Source organism: Bacillus sp. GW821-FHT11D08 (assembly GCF_058808515.1).
The window spans coordinates 110,345-131,833 of sequence record NZ_JBXARS010000008.1; the positions used below are offsets into that span (position 1 = coordinate 110,345).

Genomic DNA, 21,489 nt, shown 5'->3' on the forward strand with positions numbered 1-21,489 from the left:
TTACATACTTTCTGTCCGGGCGGTCTGGTCTGCCGTGACGGGTCCTTTATATTTGAATGCTTTTTCCCACTTGGACACGACGATGCAGGCGACCGCATGGCCGGGCACGTTGACGCCGGTTCTCGCCATGTCCATGACGCGGTCGACACCGGCAATGATGGCGACGCCTTCCGCGGGGAGACCGACGGCATTCGCTGTCGCCAGAAGCACGACGAGTGAGCCTGACGGGACGGCGGCAATGCCTTTGCTTGTCATGACGAGGACAAGCATCATCAGAAGCTGCTGAGAAAGCGGCATCTCCACATGAAACGCCTGCGCCAGAAAAATACAGGACACCGATAAATAGAGGCTTGAGCCGTCACAGTTCAGCGATAAACCTGACGGAACCACAAAGGAGACGACCCGCTTCGGACAGCCGTATTTCTCCATCCGATCCATCAGCTGAGGCAGAATGGTTTCTGTGCTTGTCGTGGAGAAAGCGATCAAAAACAGATCCCAAATCATTTTCAGCACTTCAAAGTACTTGATTTTAAAGATAAGCCCCACGATCGGAAACAGAACGAAGAGTATCAGGAACAGCCCGAGGAACACAGTGCCGATCAGCTTCAGCATCGGAAGCAAAAGCGCGATTCCGAATTGCCCGACAGAGGCGGCCATCAGGGCGAGAACGCCGATCGGAGCGGTGACCATTACCATTTGCGTCAGCTTGAACATAATATTTGCCGTGGATTCGAAGAAACTCATGACAGGTGCGGAGGCTTTGCCGATGCCGGCTGCGGCAACACCGAATAAAATCGCGAAAAAAATGACGGCGAGAAGATCGTTTTTCGCCATGACGTCAATGATGTTAACGGGGATAATATCAAGAAGCATTTGTTTCAGGTCGACTACTTTTTCCGTATAGCCGGAAAGCTCGTGAATATCTTTTTTAGCAAGATGAGAGAGGTTAAGGCCGACTCCCGGCTTCAGCACGTTCGCCAACAACAGACCGAGCGCCAGAACAAGCGTCGTAATCACTTCAAACCAAATAATCGTTTTGATGCCGAGACTGCCCATCTTTTTCATACTGCCGCTGCCGGCGGCTCCGATAACAATGGTCGAAAACACGATCGGCACGACAATCATTTTAATCAGGCGGATAAATCCGTCTCCGACGGGCCGCAGCGCCATCCCGAAATCCGGGAAGAAATGGCCGATCAATGCTCCGATGGCTAAAGCGATCAAAATCTGGAATGCGATAAATTTTTTCAAGCGAATCCCCCTTTTACTTGCGCATTTCATACGTAATTCGTGAAGCAGGCGGCAACCACCTTCCTATCCGCCATAAATTTGTCACATTATTGACTGTGCGAAAGAAAGGATTGCTTTACATTATGTAAGCGCAATCATTTAATATGACAGAAAGTCCTCATTGAAAAAAATCAAGCAGAATAAAATAAAGTTAGATTTTCGCTTGAAAATATCAAAAATTTTGATAATTATCCTCTTATAAGTGGTATATTTGATATGATACGGTCAACTGCATCCTCATATATCTGTGCATACACGATTCAGGCAGAGAAAACAGGCAGCTTATAAAAGACTGAAAATTTTAACAATTACAAGAAAGGTGTGCTTTTGTTGAATCAACTGATTGAAAGACGTAAGGTCACAGCAAGAAAAGAAAAACCGGACTCCGCTTCATTGGGGTTTGGCAAGTACTTCACAGATTACATGTTTGTCATGGATTACGAAGAGGAGAGAGGGTGGCATGATCCGAGAATCACCCCTTATGAACCGGTCCATCTGGATCCTTCCGCATCGGTTTTCCATTACGGGCAGGCCGTATTTGAAGGGCTGAAGGCTTACAGGTCAGAAGACGGACGGGTGTTGATGTTCCGTCCTGACCAAAATATAAAACGGCTGAATAAATCGTTACGGCGGATGAGCATGCCGCCTCTTGATGAGAAGCTGGCGCTGGAGGCATTGATACAATTGGTGGAGCTGGAGCAGGAATGGATACCGATAGAAAAAGGAACCTCTTTATATATCCGTCCGTTTGTAATTGCGACTGAGCCTTCTTTAGGCGTCCGGCCGTCAAAGCGTTACAAGTTCATGGTTGTTCTGACGCCTGTCGGTTCGTATTACGGCGATCAGCTGAAACCGATCCGGATTTATGTGGAGGATGAGTATGTGCGTGCCGTCACCGGCGGAGTGGGCGACGTCAAAACGTCCGGAAATTATGCGGCCAGCTTACAGGCTCAGCGGAAAGCCGAAGAACTGGGGTATGATCAGGTGCTTTGGCTCGATGGGGTGGAAAAGAAATATGCCGAAGAGGTAGGGAGTATGAATATCTTTTTCATCATAAACGGAGAGGCCGTAACGCCGGCGTTAAACGGAAGCATTCTCGGGGGCATCACACGCGCATCTGTGATAGAGCTGTTAAAAAGCTGGGGCATCCGCGTCAGGGAAGAACAGGTCGCCATTGATGACATCTATGAGGCTGCGATGAGAGGCGAGGTGTCAGAGGTATTCGGTACAGGAACCGCGGCCGTCATCTCGCCGGTCGGCGCGCTGCACATTCACGGAGCAACGATTGAACTGAATAACGGTTTGATCGGTGAAGTGTCAGAAAGGCTCTATGAAACGATTGCCGGCATCCAAGTCGGGAAGGTGCGGGATTCGTTCAGATGGGTGGTTGAAGTATAAATGAAAAAAGAACCCTTGCGCTGCAGGGTTCTTTTTTTGGTTATTGGGATTTTACGGCTTGCACGCGGGCTCTGCTTTTCCGGTTTTTCAAGTAATAAGCGGTGTAGCAAACGGCCATAAATGCAATTCCGCAATAAAGGGCGATGGCCTGGTTCGGATCAAAAGCGATGCCGATACAGGAGGCGAGGCATAGGAGAAAGGCCGCTATCGGTACGGCCGGATATCCCGGCGTCCTGTATTTCAAGTCTGAAAGCTGGTGCCCTTCTGTAAGAAACCGTCTTCGGAACAAAAATTGCGATGCGGCGATGCTCATCCACACAGCCACTACCGCAAATCCTGAGACGGAGACGAGAACAAGATAGACTGTATCCGCTGCAAATACGCTTGACAACAACGACAGAATGCCGCCGATCATACTGAAGATCAGAGCGTTAAAAGGAATGCCTTTAGAGGTCAGCCTGGCAAAGGCGGGATGAAGCTCCCCTTCTTTAGACAGGGACCACAGCATGCGTGATGACGCGTACAGCCCTGAATTGGCCGCAGACAGAAGCGCCGTTAAAATGACGAAATTCATCAGATCGGCCGCATAAGGCACGCCGACTCTGTCAAATACCGTGACGAACGGGCTTTCAATCACACCGGCTTCCTTGATGGAGATCATCCCTGACAGCACAAAAATCGTTCCGATAAAGAAAAGCGCCAGCCGCCAGACTGTAGTCTTAATGGCGCGCGGAACGGTTTTTTCCGGATCGGCGCTTTCCCCTGCGGCGATTCCGATCAATTCCGTCCCTGAAAAAGCGAAGTTTACTGAAAGCATCGTCATCAGTATCGGGAAAAAGCCATTTGGAAAAAGGCTGCCGCCATCCGTAAAGTTCGACAGCATAGGTGCGGCCTCACCGCTTTTCATCGGGACGATGCCGAACATCGCCGCTCCGCCCAATAAAATAAACAGTAAGATGGCTAAGACTTTAATGCTTGAGAACCAAAACTCCGATTCAGCAAAAAATTTCACGGAGAAGGCGTTTAATAAAAAGATGAAAAGAGCGAATACCGCACTCCACATCCAAACTGAAGTATGCGGGAACCAGCGCTGCATGAAAAGCCCGGCCGCCGTGAATTCAGAGCCCAGCGCCACCGCCCACGTCAGCCAGTACAGCCATGCGACCGTAAAGCCCGTCGCCGGCCCGATATAGGTCTTCGCATAGGTGTGGAATGCGCCCGTCACCGGCATGGCCACTGACAGTTCACCGAGGCAAAGCATGACAAGATAGACGATGCCCGCGCCCAAAAGGTAAGCGAAAATGGTGCCCGCCGGACCCGCCTGATGAATGGTATACCCAGAGCTTAAAAACAGCCCCGTTCCGATCACACCTCCGAGTGATAGCATAAAGAGGTGTCTGCTTTTCATACTTCTCTGAAAATTCGTCTCGTTCTTGTTGTTCATTGTTTTCCAACTTTCTGCGAGGGCCGTTCTAATAAAAAATCTCATGCCGACGAACGGCACGAGATTCCGGCGAACCGGCTTTTTGAATAGAATATACAAACTATTCCGATTAGTCAAGTTGTTTTTAAGGTCTTGGCCCAATCGGCAATGGCCTGAATGTCCGCAGGTTTCGTCCGGCAGCAGCCTCCGATCATGCTCACGCCGTTTTCGTACCAGCCTTGCGCGCTTTTTCCGAAATGGTTTTCGCACGCTGCGCCTTTCCAGGTTTTTGTCACTGGGTCATATTGTTCGCCGGAGTTCGGATAGGCGATAATCGGTTTGGATGCTGACCGTTTGATTTCTTCTATCAACGGCGGAATATGTTCAATCGGTGTGCAGTTGATGCCGATCGCTGCGATTTGACTGCAGGAGTCAAGCAGGGCCGCGCATTTGGAAATTGGCGTGCCTTCGCTGATATGCCGTCCGTCTTTGGCGCTGAAGCTGATCCATGCATAAGTGCCGGGGAATTCCTCCAGCAGCCTTGTGATCGCTTTTGCTTCTGACAGGCACGGAATGGTCTCACAGGCCAAAAGATCGGCGCCGGATTCTATGAGGGCTTTCATCCGGGTGCGGTGAAAGCTGATCAGCTCATCCTCCGTCAGTCCGTAATGCCCGCGATATTCTGAGCCGTCAGCGAGGCTCGCGCCGTAAGGCCCGATAGAAGCGGCGACCAAAGGTTTGGGCCGGTGTAAACGGTTTTCTTCATGCGCCCAAAATTCATCGCGTGCTTGTGCGGCAAGTTCAACAGATGTCTGAATGAGACGTATCGCATCGGTTTCCGGGATGCCGCGCGCTGCAAATCCTTCGATTGTCGATTGATAACTGGCGGTGATCGCGCAATCAGCGCCGGCGGCAAAATATTCTGCATGCACCTGTTTGATCAGTTCTGGTCTCTCCAAAAGAATTTTGGCCGACCACAGATCATCATGTAAATCACAGCCCATCCGCTCAAGCTCGGTTGCCATCGCGCCGTCTATGATCATAACCGGGTATTCATTTAATATTTGTGTAATGGGATTCATAGGCCTTCCTTTCTGACTTTACTGAAAATATATAAAAAGGGTAATGGACGCTATTCTCTTTGTCAATGAACCGGCAGAAAAAAGGTGTTCAGGACGCTGCCCGAACACCTTTTGTTTAGGAAATGTGTTTGCCTTTCGCACTTTTCGCGATGTCTGAATACTCCCAGCAGTCGATCCCGTCATCATCAGGGAGTACATCTCTGTAAAAGACGGGGTCCTTTCCGGCTTTCTTTTGCCGGGCATAATCGCTCAAAGCGGCAAACGCTTTTTTCGACAGAAGGAAAATCGCGATTAAGTTCACGACCACCATTAAGCCCATGAATAAGTCAGCCATATCCCACACAAGCTGGACTTTGGAAATACAGCCGAACAGTACCATTCCGAGCACGCAGATGCGGTAAATGAACAGCCATTTTTTGTTCTGGCTTAAAAATCCGATATTGGTTTCTCCGTAATAATAGTTGCCCATCAGAGCGCTGAAGCCGAACAAAAGCATTAAGACGGCAAGGAAACCTGACGCCCACGCGCCGACATGGTCGCTCAAGGCGGCCTGAGAAAGCGCGATGCCGCTCAGTCCCGGCTGGTGATAAGCGTCTGAAAATAAAATGATAAGCGCCGTGCTTGTACAAATGACGAGCGTATCCGTCAGGACGCCGAATGCCTGAATGAGCCCCTGTTTCACCGGGTGGCTCGTCGTAGCTGTCGCCGCCGCGTTCGGAGCGCTTCCCATACCCGCTTCATTTGAGAAAATCCCGCGCCTTACACCTTGCATCAAGGCCGCACCTAAAGCGCCGCCCGCTGCCTGATCAATGCCGAACGCATTTTTTACGATTAGCGACAGAACGCCGGGCAATTGGGTGATGTTCGTCAGAATGACAAAGAAAGCGACACCGATATATAAAACGGCCAAGACGACTACGATGTATTCCGCCATTTTCGCAATTCGTTTGACGCCGCCGAAGATTACACCGCCGAAAACCACGATTAAAATAATGCCCAATGTAAGCCGGCTGGTGCCGAATGCGTTTTGAAAGGCGACGCTGATCGTATTGGATTGAACGGAATTAAAAACAACCCCGAATGACAGTGTGATTAATACGGCGAACAGCGCGCCCATCCAGCGTTTCTTCAGGCCCTTTTCCATGTAATAGGCCGGGCCTCCGCGGAATCCGTTTTGATCTTTTACTTTATAGATTTGGGCCAGCGTGCTTTCAACAAAGCTTGAAGCCGAACCGATGACTGCGATAATCCACATCCAGAAAATAGCGCCCGGACCGCCGAGTGCGATCGCAATGGCGATTCCGGTAATATTCCCGGTTCCGACACGCGCCGCCATACTGATGCAAAATGCCTGAAACGGGGAAATGGTGTTTTTTGTCCGGGCGGCCGCGCCTTCCTTCAAAACCCGGATCATTTCCTTCAGCATGCGGACTTGCAGACCCTTTGATCTGAACGTAAAAAACAGTCCCAGAGAAAGAAGCAGTACGATTAACAGTTTTGACCATAAAAAATCATTTGCCGAGCCGATTACATTTTCAAGGAATTCCTGCATCCAATCACCTCTTGGTTCGTTTGATTAAAAAATACTGAGCTCCCACTCCTGTGCGATATGTTTCAGCAGCATGCCGCCGGTCAGGCTGTTGCCGTATTCATCAATGGCCGGACCGTAAATGCCGATGCCGCAGCCGTTATGAAAAGGCTGTTCTCTTCTGGCGCTTGGGGGAACCAATGCCATAATGCCGCCGGATACCCCGCTTTTGGCCGGGACGCCGACGAAAGCCGCATATTTGCCTGACGCATTGTACATTCCGCACGTCAGCATCAGGGCTTTGGCGAGTTTCGCGACATCTTTCGGAATGACCTGTTCCCGTCGGATCGGATGGTAGCCGTCATGCGCAAGTATCAATCCGATTAAAGCGATGTCCTCGGTTGTACCCTCCATGGCGCACTGCTTTAAATACACTTCAAGCGTTTCTTCCACATCCGCCTCTAGAAAGTTCGTTTCTTTTAAATAGTAGGCGAGCGCTCTGTTCCGATGCGCGGTCTGCCATTCAGAACGGAAGACCTCCTCGTGAATGTGAGGGCGTTTTCCTATTAATTTTTCAAAAACGGAAAAGAGATATTCTAATTTATCATGCGCCGTTTCACCCGGAAGCAGCGAGGCGACGGTAATGGCGCCGGCATTGATCATCGGGTTGAAGGGCTTCCCGGGTTTATGGATTTCAAGCCGGATGATAGAATTAAACGCATCACCCGTCGGTTCCACGTCCACACGATCCAGCACGTAAGAAATGCCTCTGTTCATGCAGGCGGCAATAAAGCTGATGACTTTTGAGATGCTCTGCAATGTGAACGGGACATTCCATTCACCGGCATGAATCATTGAGCCATCCGGCTCTAATATGCAAATGCCCAGCTGAGAGTCGTTGATTTCTCCGAGGGCGGGTATATAATTTGCGCTTTTTCCATTGACGGAAAACGGTCGGTAATGCTCGACCCAATCTTGTAAAAGTGAAGCCAGTTCCTCTTTTTCAAGGCGCTCTCTGACCATATCTTTCATAACATTCCTCCTCTATTGCAAGCCTGTCCGAAGCGGAAACCGGTCTTGGAAAACGTTTTCAAAAATAGCGTGTTCCATGTTAATGTATAATGACATCTACAGAATCATACAAAAAACGACAAAATCATTCTTAAAATAAGCCGATAGATTTATAAATCAGCCGGAGTGTCCCGCCATTCGGGTCTAAAGAAATTTGCGGACTGTATCGGTCTTGTTCAAAATAGACAGAAGAAGGAAGTGATTATGATCAGGCTCGACTATTTACTGAAAAAAGACGGCTATCTTTTCGCCCTTATGCTGATCACCGTGCCGTTGGCGGGGGAACTGAAATTTTACCCCCTGAATGAGGTATATCGGATCAGCTTCGGCGCCCCGGCTTTTTTCTTTTTTCTGCTGCTGCTTCGGCATGTGCCGGCAGTATTGTCAGGGCTGTTGACAGGTGCAGCCGTTGTGGCATTCCGGATCGGCCTGGCGTGCTGGGGAGGAGAGCATGCCGGCTTTACGGAGGTTTTTTTCAGCCAATATCCCAGTTTCTTTTTTTACTTTACATATGCCTGCTTGTTTTATGTGCTGAAGGTCAGGCTTTTTTGGGATCGGCCGCTGATGATCGGGTTTCTCGGTTTTCTCATTGAAATTGCGTCTGATGCCGTTGAAATGACGGTTCAGTTTTCCGGCGGCCGGCAGATTATGATGCCGGACAAGCTGGCGGATATTGCGGTTATCGCTGTTTCTCACACATTTATTGTGCTGAGTTTTTTCAACGTGATGAAGCTGCACGAATCTCAGGTCAGGGAAAAACAAACGAGAAAGCAGCATGAGCACATGCTGATGATTGTGTCCAACTTATATGAAGAAACGATTCATTTGAAAAAAACGCTGAAAACGACGGAGCATGTGACGAAAGAATCCTATCAGCTATATCGGGAAATGAGCGGGAACGACCGGGAGCTCGGGAGCCGAATGCTGCGCCTTGCGGGAGAAATTCATGAAGTGAAAAAAGACAATCAGCGAATATTCGCCGGTTTGTCGAAGCTGATTTCCAATGAGAGATTCCGGGATTACATGAATGCCGCCGCTCTGGTCGGCATCGTCATCCGAATCAATGAAAAATACGCCGAATCTTTAGGCAAGGACATTCAATTCCGGAGCGTGATTGAAGGAGAACATCCCGATTATCACGTCTTTACCGTCCTGTCGATCTTAAATAACCTGACCGCCAATGCCGTCGAAGCCATGGGTGACAGGGGTGAGATCCGCCTCGCGCTGCGCAGGGCGGAAGGAGAAAAGGCTGAATTTCAGGCGGAAGATGACGGTCCCGGCATTCCGGAAAAAATCGGAGAGGTCGTTTATGATCCCGGGTTTACATCCAAATACGATGAATTCGGCACACCTTCAACGGGCATCGGGCTTACTTACGTGAAGGAAATCGTAACTGAACTTGACGGAGACATTTCCTTTCATAACAAGCCAAAAGGCGTCATATTTACGATTAAACTGCCGGTGAAGCATTTGATTGCAGAAAGGATGAACTCATAATATGCGTTTTTTTATAGCTGATGATGACCGGGCGATCCGTTCCATTTTAAAACAGATGATCGAGGACGAGGACTTAGGAGAAGTCGTCGGTGAGGCAGAGGACGGAAGCCAGATTGAAGGGCATTATCTCCATTTTAAACAAGTCGATATTTTATTAATTGATCTGCTGATGCCGGGTCGGGACGGGATTGAGACGATCCGGCATCTTCAGGGATCGTACAACGGAAAAGCGGTGATGATATCGCAGGTGGAGGCAAAGGAAATGGTGGGAGAAGCTTATTCTCTCGGCATCGAATACTTTATCCACAAACCGATCAACAAAATCGAGATCGTCACCGTTTTGCGAAAAGTAAAAGAGCGGATTGAACTGGAAACCTCGATCGGCGACATCCAACACTCGTTAAGCCGTCTTATTCAGCGGAATGAGCCGAAAAAAAGCGGGCCGGGGGGGATGCACGAGAAATCAATCAAAGAAACAGGAAAATTTCTTTTATCGGAATTAGGCATCGTGGGAGAAAGCGGGGCGCATGACCTCATGGCCGTCCTTCACTATTTATTTGAGGATGAACAGGCGGAAAGAAACATCCCGTCTTTAAAGCAGATGTTTACAAACGTCGCCATCCGAAAGCTGGGGCCTGCGGCGGCACAAGCCGAGGTTAACAGGGAAATCAAAGCCTCGGAACAGCGGATCAGAAGGGCCGTCATTCATTCGTTAAACCATTTCGCTTCATTGGGCACAACTGATTTTTCAAACCCCAAATTTGAATATTACGCCTCGAAATTCTTTGATTTCCCCGCTGTCAGCAAGAGAATGAAAGAAATGCAGGCTAAGGAAACCGTGCCGCTTTCTCCGGTTAAAGTGAATATGAAAAAATTCATTCACGTCTTCTTTTTGGAGGCGAAAGATTTACGCGAAGGATCAAAATTTGTCAGCGGAGGCAGCCGGTAAGCTGGCTTTGGAAAAGATGGCAAACGTGGATAAATGACAGTGATTTTTCCGCGCTGATCCATGGCGACTTGCATCCTCCGCATATTTTGATCGGCGAAAATCAGCGTGTGACGGGTCTCCTCGATTGGACGGAGGCAAAGGTTGCCGATCCGGCCAAGGATTTTGTCCTTTATCAAGTGATATTAGGAGAAAAAGAAACAAAACGGCTGATGAAGAGCTGCGAAGCTGAAGGCGGGCGCGTCTGGCCGAAAATGCAGGAGCATGTGACAGAATGGCAGGCCGCTTACCCTGTGGAAACGGCGAAGTTCGCGCTTCAGACGGGGCAAGAGGAGCATATGCAAATGGCGCGGGACATGCTCGGCCTGACCGATCCGAAAGGTTATTGACTTCCGCCGGATGACAGCGTATGATACATTTTAAAATAAAAGAACGGATGAACAATGCTGAGGAAGAGTAAGTACGCATCAGCGCGCGGGGTTCAGAGAGCCGGTGGCCGCTGTGAACCGATCCCCGTCCGGTGCCGAATGGGCTTCTGAATTGCTGCGCTGAAATGACAGTAGGCGGTGCCGGGATTCTTTCCCCGTTATCAAAAAAGGAGTATTGAAACCGTGTGTTTCTGTACTTTTTGAGAGAATGGCTCTTCAGCCGTTAATAAAGGTGGCACCGCGAAAACCTCGTCCTTTGATGGACGGGGTTTTTTGTATTGTTAAGGAGGTGATGGCCATGGAAAGTGACTGGAGACGGACAGACAATCAAAAAGGAGGGATATTCATGGTGATCGCAACCGACGATCTTGAGCTCACGTGTCCGCATTGTGAAGGAACCGGCGAGGAGAAAGAAGGGACGCCCTGTCCGAAGTGCGGCGCGAAGGGCGTCATATTGACCGCTCAAGGAAACACGCTGCTGCATTTTATCAGAAAGCATATTGATCAGTGAAATCAAACGAAAAAGGCCGTTATCCGGCCTTCAGGCTGTCGAGAAAACCTCGACAGCCTTTATGTTTCCCTTGTCATAAAATAAAAGAAAGACTGAAAAAAAGGTTTCTTTCTCATGTTCCACACAAGAAATTTTTCTCAAAACACAGCCGAATTCGTTCTGTTTGACCAACTCGTCGAAGAGGATCACCTTCTTCGAAAAATTGATAAATACATAGACTTCTCTTTCATCGTTGAAAAGGTCAAACCTTACTGCAGCGAAAATAAAGCCCCCCCTCACTTGATCCGCTGATCTTATTCAAAATGATGTTGAAGATTGCCACATACCCAGCCAAGCAAAGCTAGGCATGTGGGAGTGCTTTTTCTGCACCTGAAATCAAATGAATATGTAAAGAAACAGCACAAAACAAAAAAGCTTGTAGAAAAACATCATTTTCTCTACAAGCTGCTTTTTCATTCTTCAAAATAAGGATTCACATGGATGAGCACTTCTTCAACATCTGAAAAGTGTCTTTGGATTTCATTTCGGATTTCGCGGGCAATATCGTGTCCCTGCTTAATCGTCAAATCATGATCCAAAGATAACCGGACATCAAGCAATTTATAGTGGCCGTGTTCTCTTGCTCGGATTTTATCGAGCCGTTTGACTTGAGGGCAATGCAAAATAACGGCTTTATATTCCTCTATCAGTTCGGGATCAACACTTTTTTCCATGAGAACGTCAACAGACGGCCTGATTAATTCCATTGAAATCTTAAAAATAAGGTACGCCACGATGACACTGGCAATTGCATCGGCGTACAACAGATAGGACCATCCGCGTGTGTTCCCGATAATCGCCAATAGGACGCCGATAAAAGCGGCAAGAGAGGCAACGATATCGCCTTTATGATCGTATGCAATCGCTATAATCGCTTTACTGTTCCATTTTTCCCCTTGTTTGATCGAATAACGATATAAGATCTGCTTAGCCGCGTAGGATATCAGAGCCGCAAACAATGCGCTGTATTGCGGGATGCTTGGACCTTCAACAAAGGACGAAATCGCTTCTATCAGAATATACACGGAAACGAGCACTAATATGATTCCTACAATCGCTTCGCTGATGACCTCAGCTTTGCCATGCCCGAAAGGATGGTCTTGATCGGGCGGCTTATTAGAAATGCCGATGACGGCCAGGACAGCAATTGAAGCCGCGACATCCGCTGCAGAATGTATACCGTCGGCAAAAACTGCTTCACTATCGCCTATCAGTCCAAAAAAGATCTTTCCTGCCATTAAGATCAGATTGGCTATCAATGCAATCAAAGCAACTTTTTTGCTTATTTGTTCTCTTTCACTTGTCATTTTTTCCTCCTATAAAACTGCACAAAAAAATAGAGGCGCTTTTGATTCGCTCTCCGTATCCTTTCTTGTGTAATCACTTTGCTTATCGTACCAATTCAGTTTCGAGTGGGTCTATAGCAAGGTTGTTTCCTGTTTACTAATAAATAAGGTGACAGAAAAAAAGTTGGAGCAGGGCTAAACAGTACACAGACAAATTGGGGCTGAATTAAAAAAAGAACTGTTGACATTTGAGTATTTATCTTTTATCATTATCTCGAATTCAAGATTTTTTAATTCAAGATAATTTAATTAGAGTGCAGGATAAGAACCTGCCGATCGTTTGAATCACGAAAAGATCAGTGAAGAGAACGTTTCGTTTTTTAATCATACGTTATTTGATTTTTTATACGATAATATCTCGAATTCGAGATAAAAGGGGTGCGAGAGAAATGGCTGAATTTGTACAGCTAGTGAATGAAAGAAGATCTGCAAGCAACTTTCTTCCAGAACATCCAATCACAAGAGATGAACTCAACGAAATGTTTGAATTGGTTGGGTTGGCTCCATCAGCTTTTAATTTGCAGCATACAAAATATGTGGCGGTTCTTGACCCGGATGTAAAAGAAAAGCTGAAACAGGCCGCAAACGGACAATATAAAGTGTTTAGCTCATCAGCTGTTCTTTTGGTTTTAGGGGATAAGCAGGCATATCAGCAAGCGGCTGACATCTATGAAGGATTGAAGATGCTGGGGGTATTAAATAAACAAGAGTATGATCACATGGTTCAAGACACCGTTTCGTTTTATGATAACAAAGGAGAACCATTTAAGAGAGATGAGGCGATAAGAAATGCTTCACTTTCTGCGATGATGTTTATGCTGAGTGCTAAGGAAAAAGGCTGGGACACCTGTCCGATGATAGGGTTTGATGCTGAAGCCGTGAAACAGATTTTGAAGATAGATGATCAATTTGAGGTCGTCATGATGATTACAATCGGGAAAGAAAAAATAGAAAGCAGAAGGCCGCGCGGCTACCGAAAGCCTGTGAATGAGTTTGTGGAGTATATTTAACTATTTGTAAAGGAGCAAATAAAAATGGCGAAAAAAACGATGGGCATCCATCATATTACAGCAATTGTCGGTCACCCTCAAGAGAATGCTGATTTCTACGCTGGAGTGCTGGGGCTGCGATTGGTCAAGCAAACGGTCAATTTTGATGATCCGGGTACGTATCACCTTTATTTTGGGGATGAAGGCGGGAAGCCGGGAACAATCATCACATTCTTTCCGTGGGCGGGCGCCCGCCAAGGCATCATTGGAGACGGACAGGTTGGCGTGACATCTTACGTCGTGCCGAAGGGTGCCATGGCGTTTTGGGAAAAGAGACTTGAAAAGTTCAACATTCCATACACAAAAATCGAGCGTTTTGGAGAACAATATATAGAATTTGATGACCCGCATGGCCTGCATTTAGAAATCGTGGAAAGAGAAGCAGGGGAGGCCAATACGTGGACTTTCGGAGATGTAACCCCGGATGTTGCCATTAAAGGCTTTGGCGGTGCAACCCTGTTATCAGCACAGCCTGAAAAAACAGGTGAATTGCTAGAAATCATCATGGGGCTTGAGCGAGTCGGTAAAGAAGGAGACTTCGTTCGTTATCGTTCTGCCGGTGATATCGGAAATGTGATTGACCTTAAGTTAACGCCTATCGGCCGCGGGCAAATGGGTGTCGGCACGGTCCATCACATCGCTTGGCGGGCTCAGGATGACGAAGATCAATTAGATTGGCAAAGGTTCATTGCTGCGCACGGATATGGTGTGACTCCTGTTCAGGATAGAAACTATTTTAATGCGGTTTACTTCAGAGAACATGGGGAAATCTTATTTGAGATCGCAACTGATCCGCCGGGCTTTGCCCATGATGAGTCACAAGAAACAATGGGCGGAAAACTGATGCTCCCTGAGCAGTATGAACCGCACCGGGCACAAATTGAACAAGGGCTGCTGCCGTTTGAAGTGAGAGAATTAGATTGATTGATAGATGAACGTGAAGCATGAAGAAAAAATAAAAAGACATACATTTAACAGATGTTTGCTGGAAGCGACTGTTGGTAAACAGCTGCCTTGCAGACATCATATAATATGAAAAATAAGGAGAGATAAAAATGGAAGATGCAGGACTATTACTTATTCGAATCATGATTGGTGTGGTGTTTCTGTTTTATGGATCACAAAAATTATTCGGCTGGTTTGGCGGATACGGAATTAAAGGAACCGGACAATGGTTCGAGTCAATTGGAGTTAAACCAGGCAATGCCGCGGCCGCTTTATCAGGTCTCGGGGAACTCGCAAGCGGAATTCTATTTATTTTAGGTGTTTTCCTCCCGCTCGGAGCTGCTATTATAACGATTATTATGTTAGGTGCCATCGTAAAAGTCCATGGAGCGAAAGGATTTGCCAACGGTGCCGGCGGTTTTGAATATAACTTGGTGCTGATTGCAGTCTCCATCGGAGTTGCACTCATCGGTTCAGGGGCGTACGCTTTGCATTTTTAATATAAGTATCTAAGAACAGTTACTGAAAAGCGGTAACTGTTCTTTTATTTTTTAAGCACAACGTTCAGGTGCTCTGAATAGCAAAAAAGCGGATATGTTCAATATAAATGTGTATAGTGAATGTAAGAGTATTGATGAGCTTGGTCATGAAAGACGAGCCGATTTGGAGGAGGGTTTTGTTGAAAGAGATGGCAGAATTACATTCATTAGATTCTATCGAGAATTTTATTAAACAGCATCAATTCAGTTTTATCTACATTTCAAGACCCGCCTGTACAGTATGTCACGCTGTTCTGCCGCAGCTCAGAAAAGTATTGGATCAGTTTCCGAATATCAAATTGGGGCATATCAATGCTGACGAGGTAGAAGAGGTGGCCGGCAGATTTTCAGTCTTCACTGTTCCCGTGCTTCTTTTGTTCATTGATGGGACTGAGTTTCTGAGAGAAGCCCGCTTTGTTCATTTTGAACAGCTCGAAGAAAGGCTGAAAAGGGTTTATCAGTTATATCAAGATGTATAAAGCGTTTATACTTTACAAATAAAAAGCCCCCTTTAAAGGGGCTTTTATCCGGCCTTTTTTACGTTATTCGGACCGGGGTTCTAAAAAACGGGACCCGCCCAAGTCTTTTCTCATCAGATAGATATGGAAAAAATATTCTCCGACGGCGATGATGACGGCGGAAATAAGAGCGGCAAACGCCAGTCTTCCTCCGGAAATGCCCATGGACAGCGGCATTCCCATCAGCCAGACAACAAGAAACGCGATTCCGAAATCAGCGGACGCCGCCGTGATATTATTCCATCTCGGAAGCACGTACAGGTCGCCCGTAAAGTAGGAAACGGCTCCCAGCACAATGGTCATCAGCAGCACGTCGCCGAATGTAAAGCGAAAACCTAAGCCGAGTATCAGATACAGAATAATGATGGTCATAATGCCTTTAATGGCAAGCGCTTTAATGTGTTCCATGCGAATTCCTCCTTATGGAAATCATGTTAATATGTTTCCTCATAACGTGAAATATAAACCCTTTTTTCGTGAACATTTGTTTTCTGGCTTTTGTCTGTCATCACTGGGCCGCGGCTGAATATGATGAAGGGAGAAAATACGGGAGGTGTCATGATGGCAGTCGTAAAAGCGTCGAGCGCCGATCTGGATCTAATGGCAAGGCTGCTCAGGGCGGAAGCGGAAGGCGAAGGGAAGCAGGGAATGCTTTTGGTCGGCAATGTGGGAATCAATCGGGTGCGGGCGAATTGTTCTGATTTTAAAGGCCTGCGCACCATCAGGCAGATGGTGTTTCAGCCGCACGCGTTTGAAGCGGTGACTCACGGATACTTTTACCAGAGACCGCGTGAATCCGAGCGGAGGCTTGCCCGCCGGACGATTAACGGAGAACGGTTTTGGCCGGCTAAGTTCAGTCTGTGGTATTTTAAGCCGCCGGGAAACTGCCCGCCGACTTGGTATGATCAGCCGTTTGTCGCGAGATTCAAATCCCACTGCTTCTATCAGCCGACAGGTGAAACGTGCGAAAACGTGTACAATACATTTTAATCCCGGGCGCACCGTTCTGAGAATGAACGGTGCTTTTTTAATTTCTTGTGAAGAAAAATAGGAAAAAAGTTCGCTTGACGGATGACAAGCCAAAAAGAAACAGAGGGGGTTTTCTCCCGGCGGGGCAAGGTTTGTCGAAACAATGTGAAAAATGTCTCCCGCCGTCCATTTTTCAGCCTTACAAACCCTTCACACTTCTTCATAGCGGTTTAACATTTCTTTTTTATAATAAGGGCGATCAATGAGACGAAAGGGGAACTGACATGACACATGACGGCCGTTTAGATGAATGGATCAAGGAATTGGAGAACAAAAGCTTTCAGAACAATACGTTTGACCGCCGCGCATTTATACAGGGCGCCGGGAAAATCGCCGGTCTTTCCCTCGGGTTAGCGATCGCGCAATCCATCGGCGCGTTTGAAGTGAATGCCGCTCCGAAATTTTCAAACTATCCGTTCACCCTCGGCGTAGCTTCCGGCGACCCGCTGTCTGACAGCGTCATTCTCTGGACGCGTCTTGCCCCTGACCCGCTGAATGGGGGCGGCATGCCGAAGCAGGCCGTGCCGGTAAAATGGGAAATCGCCGCTGATGAACATTTTCGTCACATTGTCAAACGCGGAACGGAAATGGCCAAGCCGAATCTCGGACACTCCGTCCATGTCGAGGCGGACGGGCTCAAGCCCAATAAAGTGTACTATTACCGGTTTAAAAGCGGGCATGAGCTCAGTCCCGTCGGCCGGACGAAAACGCTGCCCGCTCCCGGTGCTGACGTATCCGCCATGACGTTTGCATTTGCTTCATGCCAGCAGTATGAACACGGCTATTATACGGCGTATAAACATATGGCGAAGGAAAAGCTTGATCTCGTGTTCCATCTCGGAGATTACATTTATGAATACGGACCGAACGAATATGTGTCAAAAACGGGAAATGTCAGGACGCACAGCAGCGCTGAAGTGTATACACTGTCAGATTACCGCAACCGTCATGCCCAATACCGCTCTGATGCCAATCTGAAAGCCGCCCACGCCGCATTTCCGTGGGTCGTGACGTGGGACGATCATGAGGTGGAAAACAATTATGCCAATATTATCCCTGAAAAAGGCCAATCCGTTGAAGCGTTTGTGCTCAGGAGGGCCGCAGCTTATCAGGCTTATTATGAACACATGCCGCTCAGGCGCATGTCATTGCCGAACGGTCCTGATATGCGGCTGTACAGGCAATTTTCTTATGGCAATTTAGCATCGTTCAATGTGCTTGATACAAGACAGTACAGAGATGATCAGGCCAACGGCGACGGGAATAAGCCGCCTTCTGATGAGTGGAGAGATCCGAAGCGTACATTGATGGGGACAGAACAGGAGCAATGGCTCTTCGGAAATTTAGCCGCCTCGAAAGCGAAGTGGAATGTGCTGGCGCAGCAAATCTTTTTCGCGCAATGGAATTTCGGAACAACCGCCAATCCGATATACAGCATGGATTCATGGGACGGCTACCCGGCTCAGCGGGAGCGGGTCATCAATTTTATAAAAAGCAAAAACCTGAACAATGTCATCGTGCTGACGGGTGATGTTCACGCAAGCTGGGCGTCAAACCTGCATACCGATTTTAATCAAACGAATTCAAAGATTTTCGGAGCCGAATTCGTCGGAACTTCCATTACATCTGGAGGAAACGGAGCGGATAAACGGGCCGATACGGATCAGATCTTAAAACAAAACCCGCATATTAAGTTTTTCAACGATTACCGCGGCTATGTCCGCTGTACGGTGACCCCTGCCCAATGGAGAGCGGATTACAGAGTGGTGCCGTACGTGACGGAGCCGGGGGCTGAGGTATCCACGCGGGCTTCATTCATTTATCAGAAAGACCAGACGGGGATTCGGAAGGTCTCTCAAGCTGCGGTTGCAGGCGGTGTAAAGCAGTCAAATGAGGTGGAAGAGGATCGTTTCTTCGCCCATAACAATGCGCATGAAAAGCAAATGAGAAAGAAACGGGCCAAAATCTCACAATAAGGAGGCACACTCATGTTTTCTAATATCGGCATTCCCGGGTTGATCCTGATCTTCGTCATCGCTCTCATCATTTTCGGGCCTTCAAAGCTTCCGGAAATCGGCCGTGCCGCCGGCCGCACGCTGCTTGAATTTAAAAGCGCCGCAAAAACACTGGTCTCAAATGAAGAGCCGGACAAGCAGACGGCTGAGAAAGACAAAACGGCAGGCTGAATCCTGACATGGGGGCAGACGAATCCGCTTCTGCCTCTTTCTCTATAAGGAGGATGTACGATTGGATAAAAAAGAAACCCACTTGATCGGGCATTTAGAGGAAGTCCGGCAGCGTCTCATTAAAACCGTTATCGCCTTTCTCGTGTTTTTTATCGGCGCCTGCTGGTTTGTGCAGGATATTTATGACTGGCTGATCAAGGATTTGGATGGCAGGCTGGCCGTTTTAGGGCCGAGTGAGATTTTATGGGTGTATATGATGATTGCGGGAATATGTGCCCTTACGGCAACGATTCCGGTTGCGGCCTTTCAGCTCTGGCGTTTTACGGCGCCGGCCTTGACCCCGTTTGAACGCCGCGCCGCTTTGCTTTACATTCCGGGGCTTTCGGTTTTGTTTATTATCGGAATTTCCTTCGGGTATTTTGTGCTGTTTCCGATTGTGCTCGGATTTTTAACACAATTATCCGCCGGCCATTTTGACATGGTATTTACGGCGGACAAGTATTTTACCTTTATGCTGAATCTTACATTGCCGTTCGGATTTTTGTTTGAAATGCCTCTGGCCGTCATGTTTCTGACACGGCTCGGAATCGTGAATCCAACCCGGCTGGCAAAGGCGCGGAAGCTTTCGTATTTTGTGCTGATCGTCGTCTCGGTGCTGATTACGCCTCCGGATTTTATGTCTGACTTTCTCGTCATGATTCCGCTGCTCGTCCTCTATGAAATCAGTGTGACGCTGTCCCGCATCGTTTACCGGAAGAAATGGGCCGAGGCGGCGTCTGCAGCTTAGTGAAGTTCGCCTCCGCCGGTCTCAATATCGTCCTCATGCGCCGCGGCGGTCACCGCGGCGATTTTGAGCGCTTTTGTCACGAGATCCAGGCTGAGGCTCGGCGCAGACTTTTGCAAGGTTTGCTCCGGAATGTACGGGATGTGTATAAACCCGCCGCGGGTGTGCGGATGATGGCGGCTGATTTCATCCATCAGCCCGTAAAAGAGGTGATTGCATACAAATGTCCCCGCCGTGTAGGATACAGCCGCGGGAATGCCTTCCTTTTTGATTTCCTCAACGATCCGTTTGATCGGAAGGCCGGTCCAATAGGCCGCGGGACCGACATGAGAAATGTTTTCCCCGACAGGCTGGTTTCCTTCGTTATCCGGTATGCGCGCCTCATTGAGATTGATCGCGACCCGTTCCGGCGTGATCTGCATTCTGCCGCCTGCCTGTCCGACACAGATGATAATGTCAGGCTGATGCTTTTTGATCGCCTCGCGCAGCACGGCAAGAGACTTATAAAAAACGGTTGGCACTTGTTCAGATACGATAGAGGCGGGGCCCTCAGCGGCACCATTCAGCCGTTTGACCGCTTCCCATGAAGGATTGACCGTTTCCCCGCCGAAGGGGTCAAAGCCTGTCAGCAATACTTTTTTCTCCATATAAAACCCTCCTTTTCTTTTTACCATACTCTATAATGGACATATATTCCTGCCGAAGGGGGAAACACGTCTTGAATTCGCCTCTGGTGCAATACCGATCTTTATTTCCGGCGCTCCGCACACATACGATGCTCGCCAGCTGCTCTCAAAGCGCTCTTGCCCTGCCGGTTTCAAAAGCGATCAATGACTATCAGGAAAGCCTGCTTCAGCATGGCGGAAACTGGGAAGAAGCCATTGGACGAACGGAGCAGGCAAGGTGTGAATTTGCGAAATTGATCGGCGCCCATCCTGAAGAAATCGCCGTTTTACCTTCAGTAACGGCTGCTGTCTCTGCCGTCGTTTCCGCTTTACCGGATTGCCGAAAGAAACAGGCGGTGTATACGGAATTGGATTTTCCGGCGATCGCCCACATTTTGAAGGCACAGACTGAGATGGAGCTTTCAGTCGTGCCGTCTGAAGATGGAATGATCCCGTTAGAGCGGTATGAGACGTACATATCGGAACAGACGCTTTTCACCTGTGTGCCCCATGTGTCATATACGTCCGGTTTTGTCCAGGATATGAAGCGCATTGCCGAGATATCCGCAAAGAAGGGATCGCTTCTTTTTGTCGATGCTTATCAATCAGCGGGGCACATCCCGATTGATGTAAAAGAATGGGGAGTTGATATGCTGGCCGCGGGTGCGAGAAAGTATATGCTCGGCATACCGGGAACGGCGTTTCTTTATGTCAGAAAGGAACTTGCCGAACGGCTGAAGCCGAAAGTCACCGGGTGGTTCGGGCAGCAGCGGGCGTCGATGCTGGATTTAACCCGTTTTTCTTATGCGGACGGAGCCAAACGCTTTGAGACCGGAACCCCGGCATTTATCAGCATATATGCGGCACAGGCGGCTTTATCTCTAGTAAACGATGCCGGCACAGACCGCATTCACCAAGAAGTAAAAAAACTCAGTGCATTTGCGTATGAATACGCTTCTGAAAAAGGATTGAATCTCACAGGGCCGCCGTCTGCCGATGACAGACCCGGCATGATTTCCATACGGGATGAAAAAGCGGCGGAAACGGCTGCGCTGTTGAGGCGGAAAAACATCGTATGCGCACCCAGCGGACATATCATCCGGCTGGCGCCTCATTTCTATAACACGGCCGATGATCTGATGTATGCGATTGATGAACTGGCTGAAGCGCGCGATATATAAAAAAACAGCAGACTCACGGGGAGCCTGCTGTTTT

General features: G+C 48.2%; 21 protein-coding genes, 2 pseudogenes and 1 other annotated feature. Of the genes and pseudogenes, 15 read left to right on the plus strand and 8 right to left on the minus strand.

Going from position 1 to position 21,489, the window contains the following annotated elements; genetic code table 11:
• Entirely contained in the window at positions 1–1,251 is a 1,251-nt protein-coding gene (gene gltP / locus AC1RRX_RS15955; protein ID WP_007409006.1) for a glutamate-aspartate/proton symporter GltP, read from the minus strand.
• Between the two features lie 369 nt (positions 1,252–1,620).
• On the opposite strand from gltP, the gene AC1RRX_RS15960 reads away from it, so the two are divergent.
• Positions 1,621–2,688: a branched-chain amino acid aminotransferase gene (locus AC1RRX_RS15960; protein ID WP_099567256.1), complete on the plus strand. Its 1,068-nt coding sequence runs from the start codon at positions 1,621–1,623 to the stop codon at positions 2,686–2,688.
• A gap of 40 nt (positions 2,689–2,728) precedes the next feature.
• On the opposite strand, the gene AC1RRX_RS15965 is transcribed toward AC1RRX_RS15960, so the two are convergent.
• From AC1RRX_RS15965 to AC1RRX_RS15980, 4 genes are all read right to left on the minus strand, one after another.
• Positions 2,729–4,132 (minus strand): amino acid permease, encoded by a 1,404-nt coding sequence (locus AC1RRX_RS15965; RefSeq protein ID WP_161620106.1) that lies wholly within the window; start codon positions 4,130–4,132, stop codon positions 2,729–2,731.
• A 113-nt stretch (positions 4,133–4,245) separates the two neighbouring features.
• Positions 4,246–5,193, minus strand: coding sequence for a homocysteine S-methyltransferase (gene mmuM, locus AC1RRX_RS15970; protein ID WP_144464844.1), 948 nt, complete (start codon positions 5,191–5,193; stop codon positions 4,246–4,248).
• 115 nt (positions 5,194–5,308) lie between these two features.
• Positions 5,309–6,745 (minus strand): alanine/glycine:cation symporter family protein, encoded by a 1,437-nt coding sequence (locus AC1RRX_RS15975; RefSeq protein ID WP_032870223.1) that lies wholly within the window; start codon positions 6,743–6,745, stop codon positions 5,309–5,311.
• 24 nt (positions 6,746–6,769) lie between these two features.
• Positions 6,770–7,753, minus strand: coding sequence for a glutaminase (locus AC1RRX_RS15980; RefSeq protein WP_007409011.1), 984 nt, complete (start codon positions 7,751–7,753; stop codon positions 6,770–6,772).
• A 243-nt stretch (positions 7,754–7,996) separates the two neighbouring features.
• Here AC1RRX_RS15980 and glnK point away from each other — a divergent pair, with 243 nt between their 5' ends.
• The 5 genes and pseudogenes from glnK to AC1RRX_RS16005 form a co-directional block, all read left to right on the plus strand.
• Positions 7,997–9,289: a two-component system sensor histidine kinase GlnK gene (gene glnK / locus AC1RRX_RS15985; RefSeq protein WP_038463582.1), complete on the plus strand. Its 1,293-nt coding sequence runs from the start codon at positions 7,997–7,999 to the stop codon at positions 9,287–9,289.
• Position 9,290: 1 nt separating this feature from the next.
• Entirely contained in the window at positions 9,291–10,238 is a 948-nt protein-coding gene (gene glnL, locus AC1RRX_RS15990; protein WP_007409014.1) for a glutamine utilization two-component system response regulator GlnL, read from the plus strand.
• 5 nt (positions 10,239–10,243) lie between these two features.
• Positions 10,244–10,624: pseudogene (locus tag AC1RRX_RS15995) on the plus strand (phosphotransferase); the annotation flags it as partial.
• Between the two features lie 48 nt (positions 10,625–10,672).
• Positions 10,673–10,923, plus strand: a binding site (T-box leader).
• Positions 10,924–11,009: 86 nt separating this feature from the next.
• Positions 11,010–11,174: an anti-TRAP protein gene (gene rtpA / locus AC1RRX_RS16000; protein WP_007409016.1), complete on the plus strand. Its 165-nt coding sequence runs from the start codon at positions 11,010–11,012 to the stop codon at positions 11,172–11,174.
• Between the two features lie 114 nt (positions 11,175–11,288).
• A pseudogene (locus AC1RRX_RS16005) lies at positions 11,289–11,482 on the plus strand (transposase); the annotation flags it as partial.
• Positions 11,483–11,626: 144 nt separating this feature from the next.
• Here the strand turns inward: AC1RRX_RS16005 and AC1RRX_RS16010 are convergent.
• Positions 11,627–12,520, minus strand: a complete 894-nt coding sequence (locus AC1RRX_RS16010; RefSeq protein WP_007409018.1) for a cation diffusion facilitator family transporter — start codon at positions 12,518–12,520, stop codon at positions 11,627–11,629.
• Between the two features lie 428 nt (positions 12,521–12,948).
• Here AC1RRX_RS16010 and AC1RRX_RS16015 point away from each other — a divergent pair, with 428 nt between their 5' ends.
• The 4 genes from AC1RRX_RS16015 to AC1RRX_RS16030 all read left to right on the plus strand — a co-directional run bounded on the left by AC1RRX_RS16015 (position 12,949) and on the right by AC1RRX_RS16030 (position 15,571).
• Positions 12,949–13,569, plus strand: a complete 621-nt coding sequence (locus tag AC1RRX_RS16015; RefSeq protein WP_144464891.1) for a nitroreductase family protein — start codon at positions 12,949–12,951, stop codon at positions 13,567–13,569.
• 24 nt (positions 13,570–13,593) lie between these two features.
• Positions 13,594–14,532 carry a ring-cleaving dioxygenase gene (locus AC1RRX_RS16020; RefSeq protein WP_144464846.1) on the plus strand — a complete coding sequence of 313 codons (939 nt, stop codon included), beginning with the start codon at positions 13,594–13,596 and terminating at the stop codon, positions 14,530–14,532.
• A gap of 131 nt (positions 14,533–14,663) precedes the next feature.
• Positions 14,664–15,053 carry a DoxX family protein gene (locus tag AC1RRX_RS16025; protein ID WP_007609195.1) on the plus strand — a complete coding sequence of 130 codons (390 nt, stop codon included), beginning with the start codon at positions 14,664–14,666 and terminating at the stop codon, positions 15,051–15,053.
• 179 nt (positions 15,054–15,232) lie between these two features.
• Positions 15,233–15,571: a thioredoxin family protein gene (locus tag AC1RRX_RS16030; RefSeq protein WP_007409022.1), complete on the plus strand. Its 339-nt coding sequence runs from the start codon at positions 15,233–15,235 to the stop codon at positions 15,569–15,571.
• Between the two features lie 63 nt (positions 15,572–15,634).
• On the opposite strand, the gene AC1RRX_RS16035 is transcribed toward AC1RRX_RS16030, so the two are convergent.
• Complete coding sequence (locus AC1RRX_RS16035) at positions 15,635–16,018, minus strand: DUF2512 family protein (RefSeq protein WP_003156684.1); 384 nt, start codon at positions 16,016–16,018, stop codon at positions 15,635–15,637.
• A gap of 153 nt (positions 16,019–16,171) precedes the next feature.
• On the opposite strand from AC1RRX_RS16035, the gene AC1RRX_RS16040 reads away from it, so the two are divergent.
• The 4 genes from AC1RRX_RS16040 to tatC all read left to right on the plus strand — a co-directional run bounded on the left by AC1RRX_RS16040 (position 16,172) and on the right by tatC (position 19,612).
• Positions 16,172–16,600: a cell wall hydrolase gene (locus tag AC1RRX_RS16040; RefSeq protein ID WP_011996267.1), complete on the plus strand. Its 429-nt coding sequence runs from the start codon at positions 16,172–16,174 to the stop codon at positions 16,598–16,600.
• A 263-nt stretch (positions 16,601–16,863) separates the two neighbouring features.
• Positions 16,864–18,615, plus strand: a complete 1,752-nt coding sequence (gene phoD, locus AC1RRX_RS16045; protein WP_033575133.1) for an alkaline phosphatase PhoD — start codon at positions 16,864–16,866, stop codon at positions 18,613–18,615.
• A gap of 12 nt (positions 18,616–18,627) precedes the next feature.
• Positions 18,628–18,825 carry a twin-arginine translocase TatA/TatE family subunit gene (locus AC1RRX_RS16050; RefSeq protein WP_003156681.1) on the plus strand — a complete coding sequence of 66 codons (198 nt, stop codon included), beginning with the start codon at positions 18,628–18,630 and terminating at the stop codon, positions 18,823–18,825.
• Positions 18,826–18,886: 61 nt separating this feature from the next.
• Complete coding sequence (gene tatC / locus AC1RRX_RS16055; RefSeq protein ID WP_033575134.1) at positions 18,887–19,612, plus strand: twin-arginine translocase subunit TatC; 726 nt, start codon at positions 18,887–18,889, stop codon at positions 19,610–19,612.
• Here tatC and pcp read toward each other — a convergent pair.
• Positions 19,609–20,256, minus strand: a complete 648-nt coding sequence (gene pcp / locus AC1RRX_RS16060; RefSeq protein WP_144464849.1) for a pyroglutamyl-peptidase I — start codon at positions 20,254–20,256, stop codon at positions 19,609–19,611. The two genes, tatC and pcp, sit on opposite strands and share 4 nt — an antisense overlap.
• A 71-nt stretch (positions 20,257–20,327) precedes the next feature.
• Between pcp and AC1RRX_RS16065 the strand changes: the two genes are divergently transcribed.
• Positions 20,328–21,455 carry an aminotransferase class V-fold PLP-dependent enzyme gene (locus AC1RRX_RS16065; protein WP_053104611.1) on the plus strand — a complete coding sequence of 376 codons (1,128 nt, stop codon included), beginning with the start codon at positions 20,328–20,330 and terminating at the stop codon, positions 21,453–21,455.
• Positions 21,456–21,489 lie beyond the last annotated feature (34 nt).

Excerpts from the sequence above, each read along its gene's own strand:
- AC1RRX_RS16020 (WP_144464846.1), top strand. The coding sequence starts at position 13,594 with ATGGCGAAAAAAACGATGGGCATCCATCATATTACAGCAATTGTCGGT.
- AC1RRX_RS16025 (WP_007609195.1), top strand. The coding sequence starts at position 14,664 with ATGGAAGATGCAGGACTATTACTTATTCGAATCATGATTGGTGTGGTG.
- mmuM (WP_144464844.1), bottom strand. The coding sequence starts at position 5,193 with ATGAATCCCATTACACAAATATTAAATGAATACCCGGTTATGATCATA.
- pcp (WP_144464849.1), bottom strand. The coding sequence starts at position 20,256 with ATGGAGAAAAAAGTATTGCTGACAGGCTTTGACCCCTTCGGCGGGGAA.
- AC1RRX_RS16035 (WP_003156684.1), bottom strand. The coding sequence starts at position 16,018 with ATGGAACACATTAAAGCGCTTGCCATTAAAGGCATTATGACCATCATT.
- AC1RRX_RS15965 (WP_161620106.1), bottom strand. The coding sequence starts at position 4,132 with ATGAACAACAAGAACGAGACGAATTTTCAGAGAAGTATGAAAAGCAGA.
- AC1RRX_RS16015 (WP_144464891.1), top strand. The coding sequence starts at position 12,949 with ATGGCTGAATTTGTACAGCTAGTGAATGAAAGAAGATCTGCAAGCAAC.
- AC1RRX_RS16040 (WP_011996267.1), top strand. The coding sequence starts at position 16,172 with ATGGCAGTCGTAAAAGCGTCGAGCGCCGATCTGGATCTAATGGCAAGG.
- phoD (WP_033575133.1), top strand. The coding sequence starts at position 16,864 with ATGACACATGACGGCCGTTTAGATGAATGGATCAAGGAATTGGAGAAC.
- AC1RRX_RS16050 (WP_003156681.1), top strand. The coding sequence starts at position 18,628 with ATGTTTTCTAATATCGGCATTCCCGGGTTGATCCTGATCTTCGTCATC.
- AC1RRX_RS15975 (WP_032870223.1), bottom strand. The coding sequence starts at position 6,745 with ATGCAGGAATTCCTTGAAAATGTAATCGGCTCGGCAAATGATTTTTTA.
- AC1RRX_RS15980 (WP_007409011.1), bottom strand. The coding sequence starts at position 7,753 with ATGAAAGATATGGTCAGAGAGCGCCTTGAAAAAGAGGAACTGGCTTCA.
- rtpA (WP_007409016.1), top strand. The coding sequence starts at position 11,010 with ATGGTGATCGCAACCGACGATCTTGAGCTCACGTGTCCGCATTGTGAA.
- AC1RRX_RS16010 (WP_007409018.1), bottom strand. The coding sequence starts at position 12,520 with ATGACAAGTGAAAGAGAACAAATAAGCAAAAAAGTTGCTTTGATTGCA.
- glnL (WP_007409014.1), top strand. The coding sequence starts at position 9,291 with ATGCGTTTTTTTATAGCTGATGATGACCGGGCGATCCGTTCCATTTTA.
- glnK (WP_038463582.1), top strand. The coding sequence starts at position 7,997 with ATGATCAGGCTCGACTATTTACTGAAAAAAGACGGCTATCTTTTCGCC.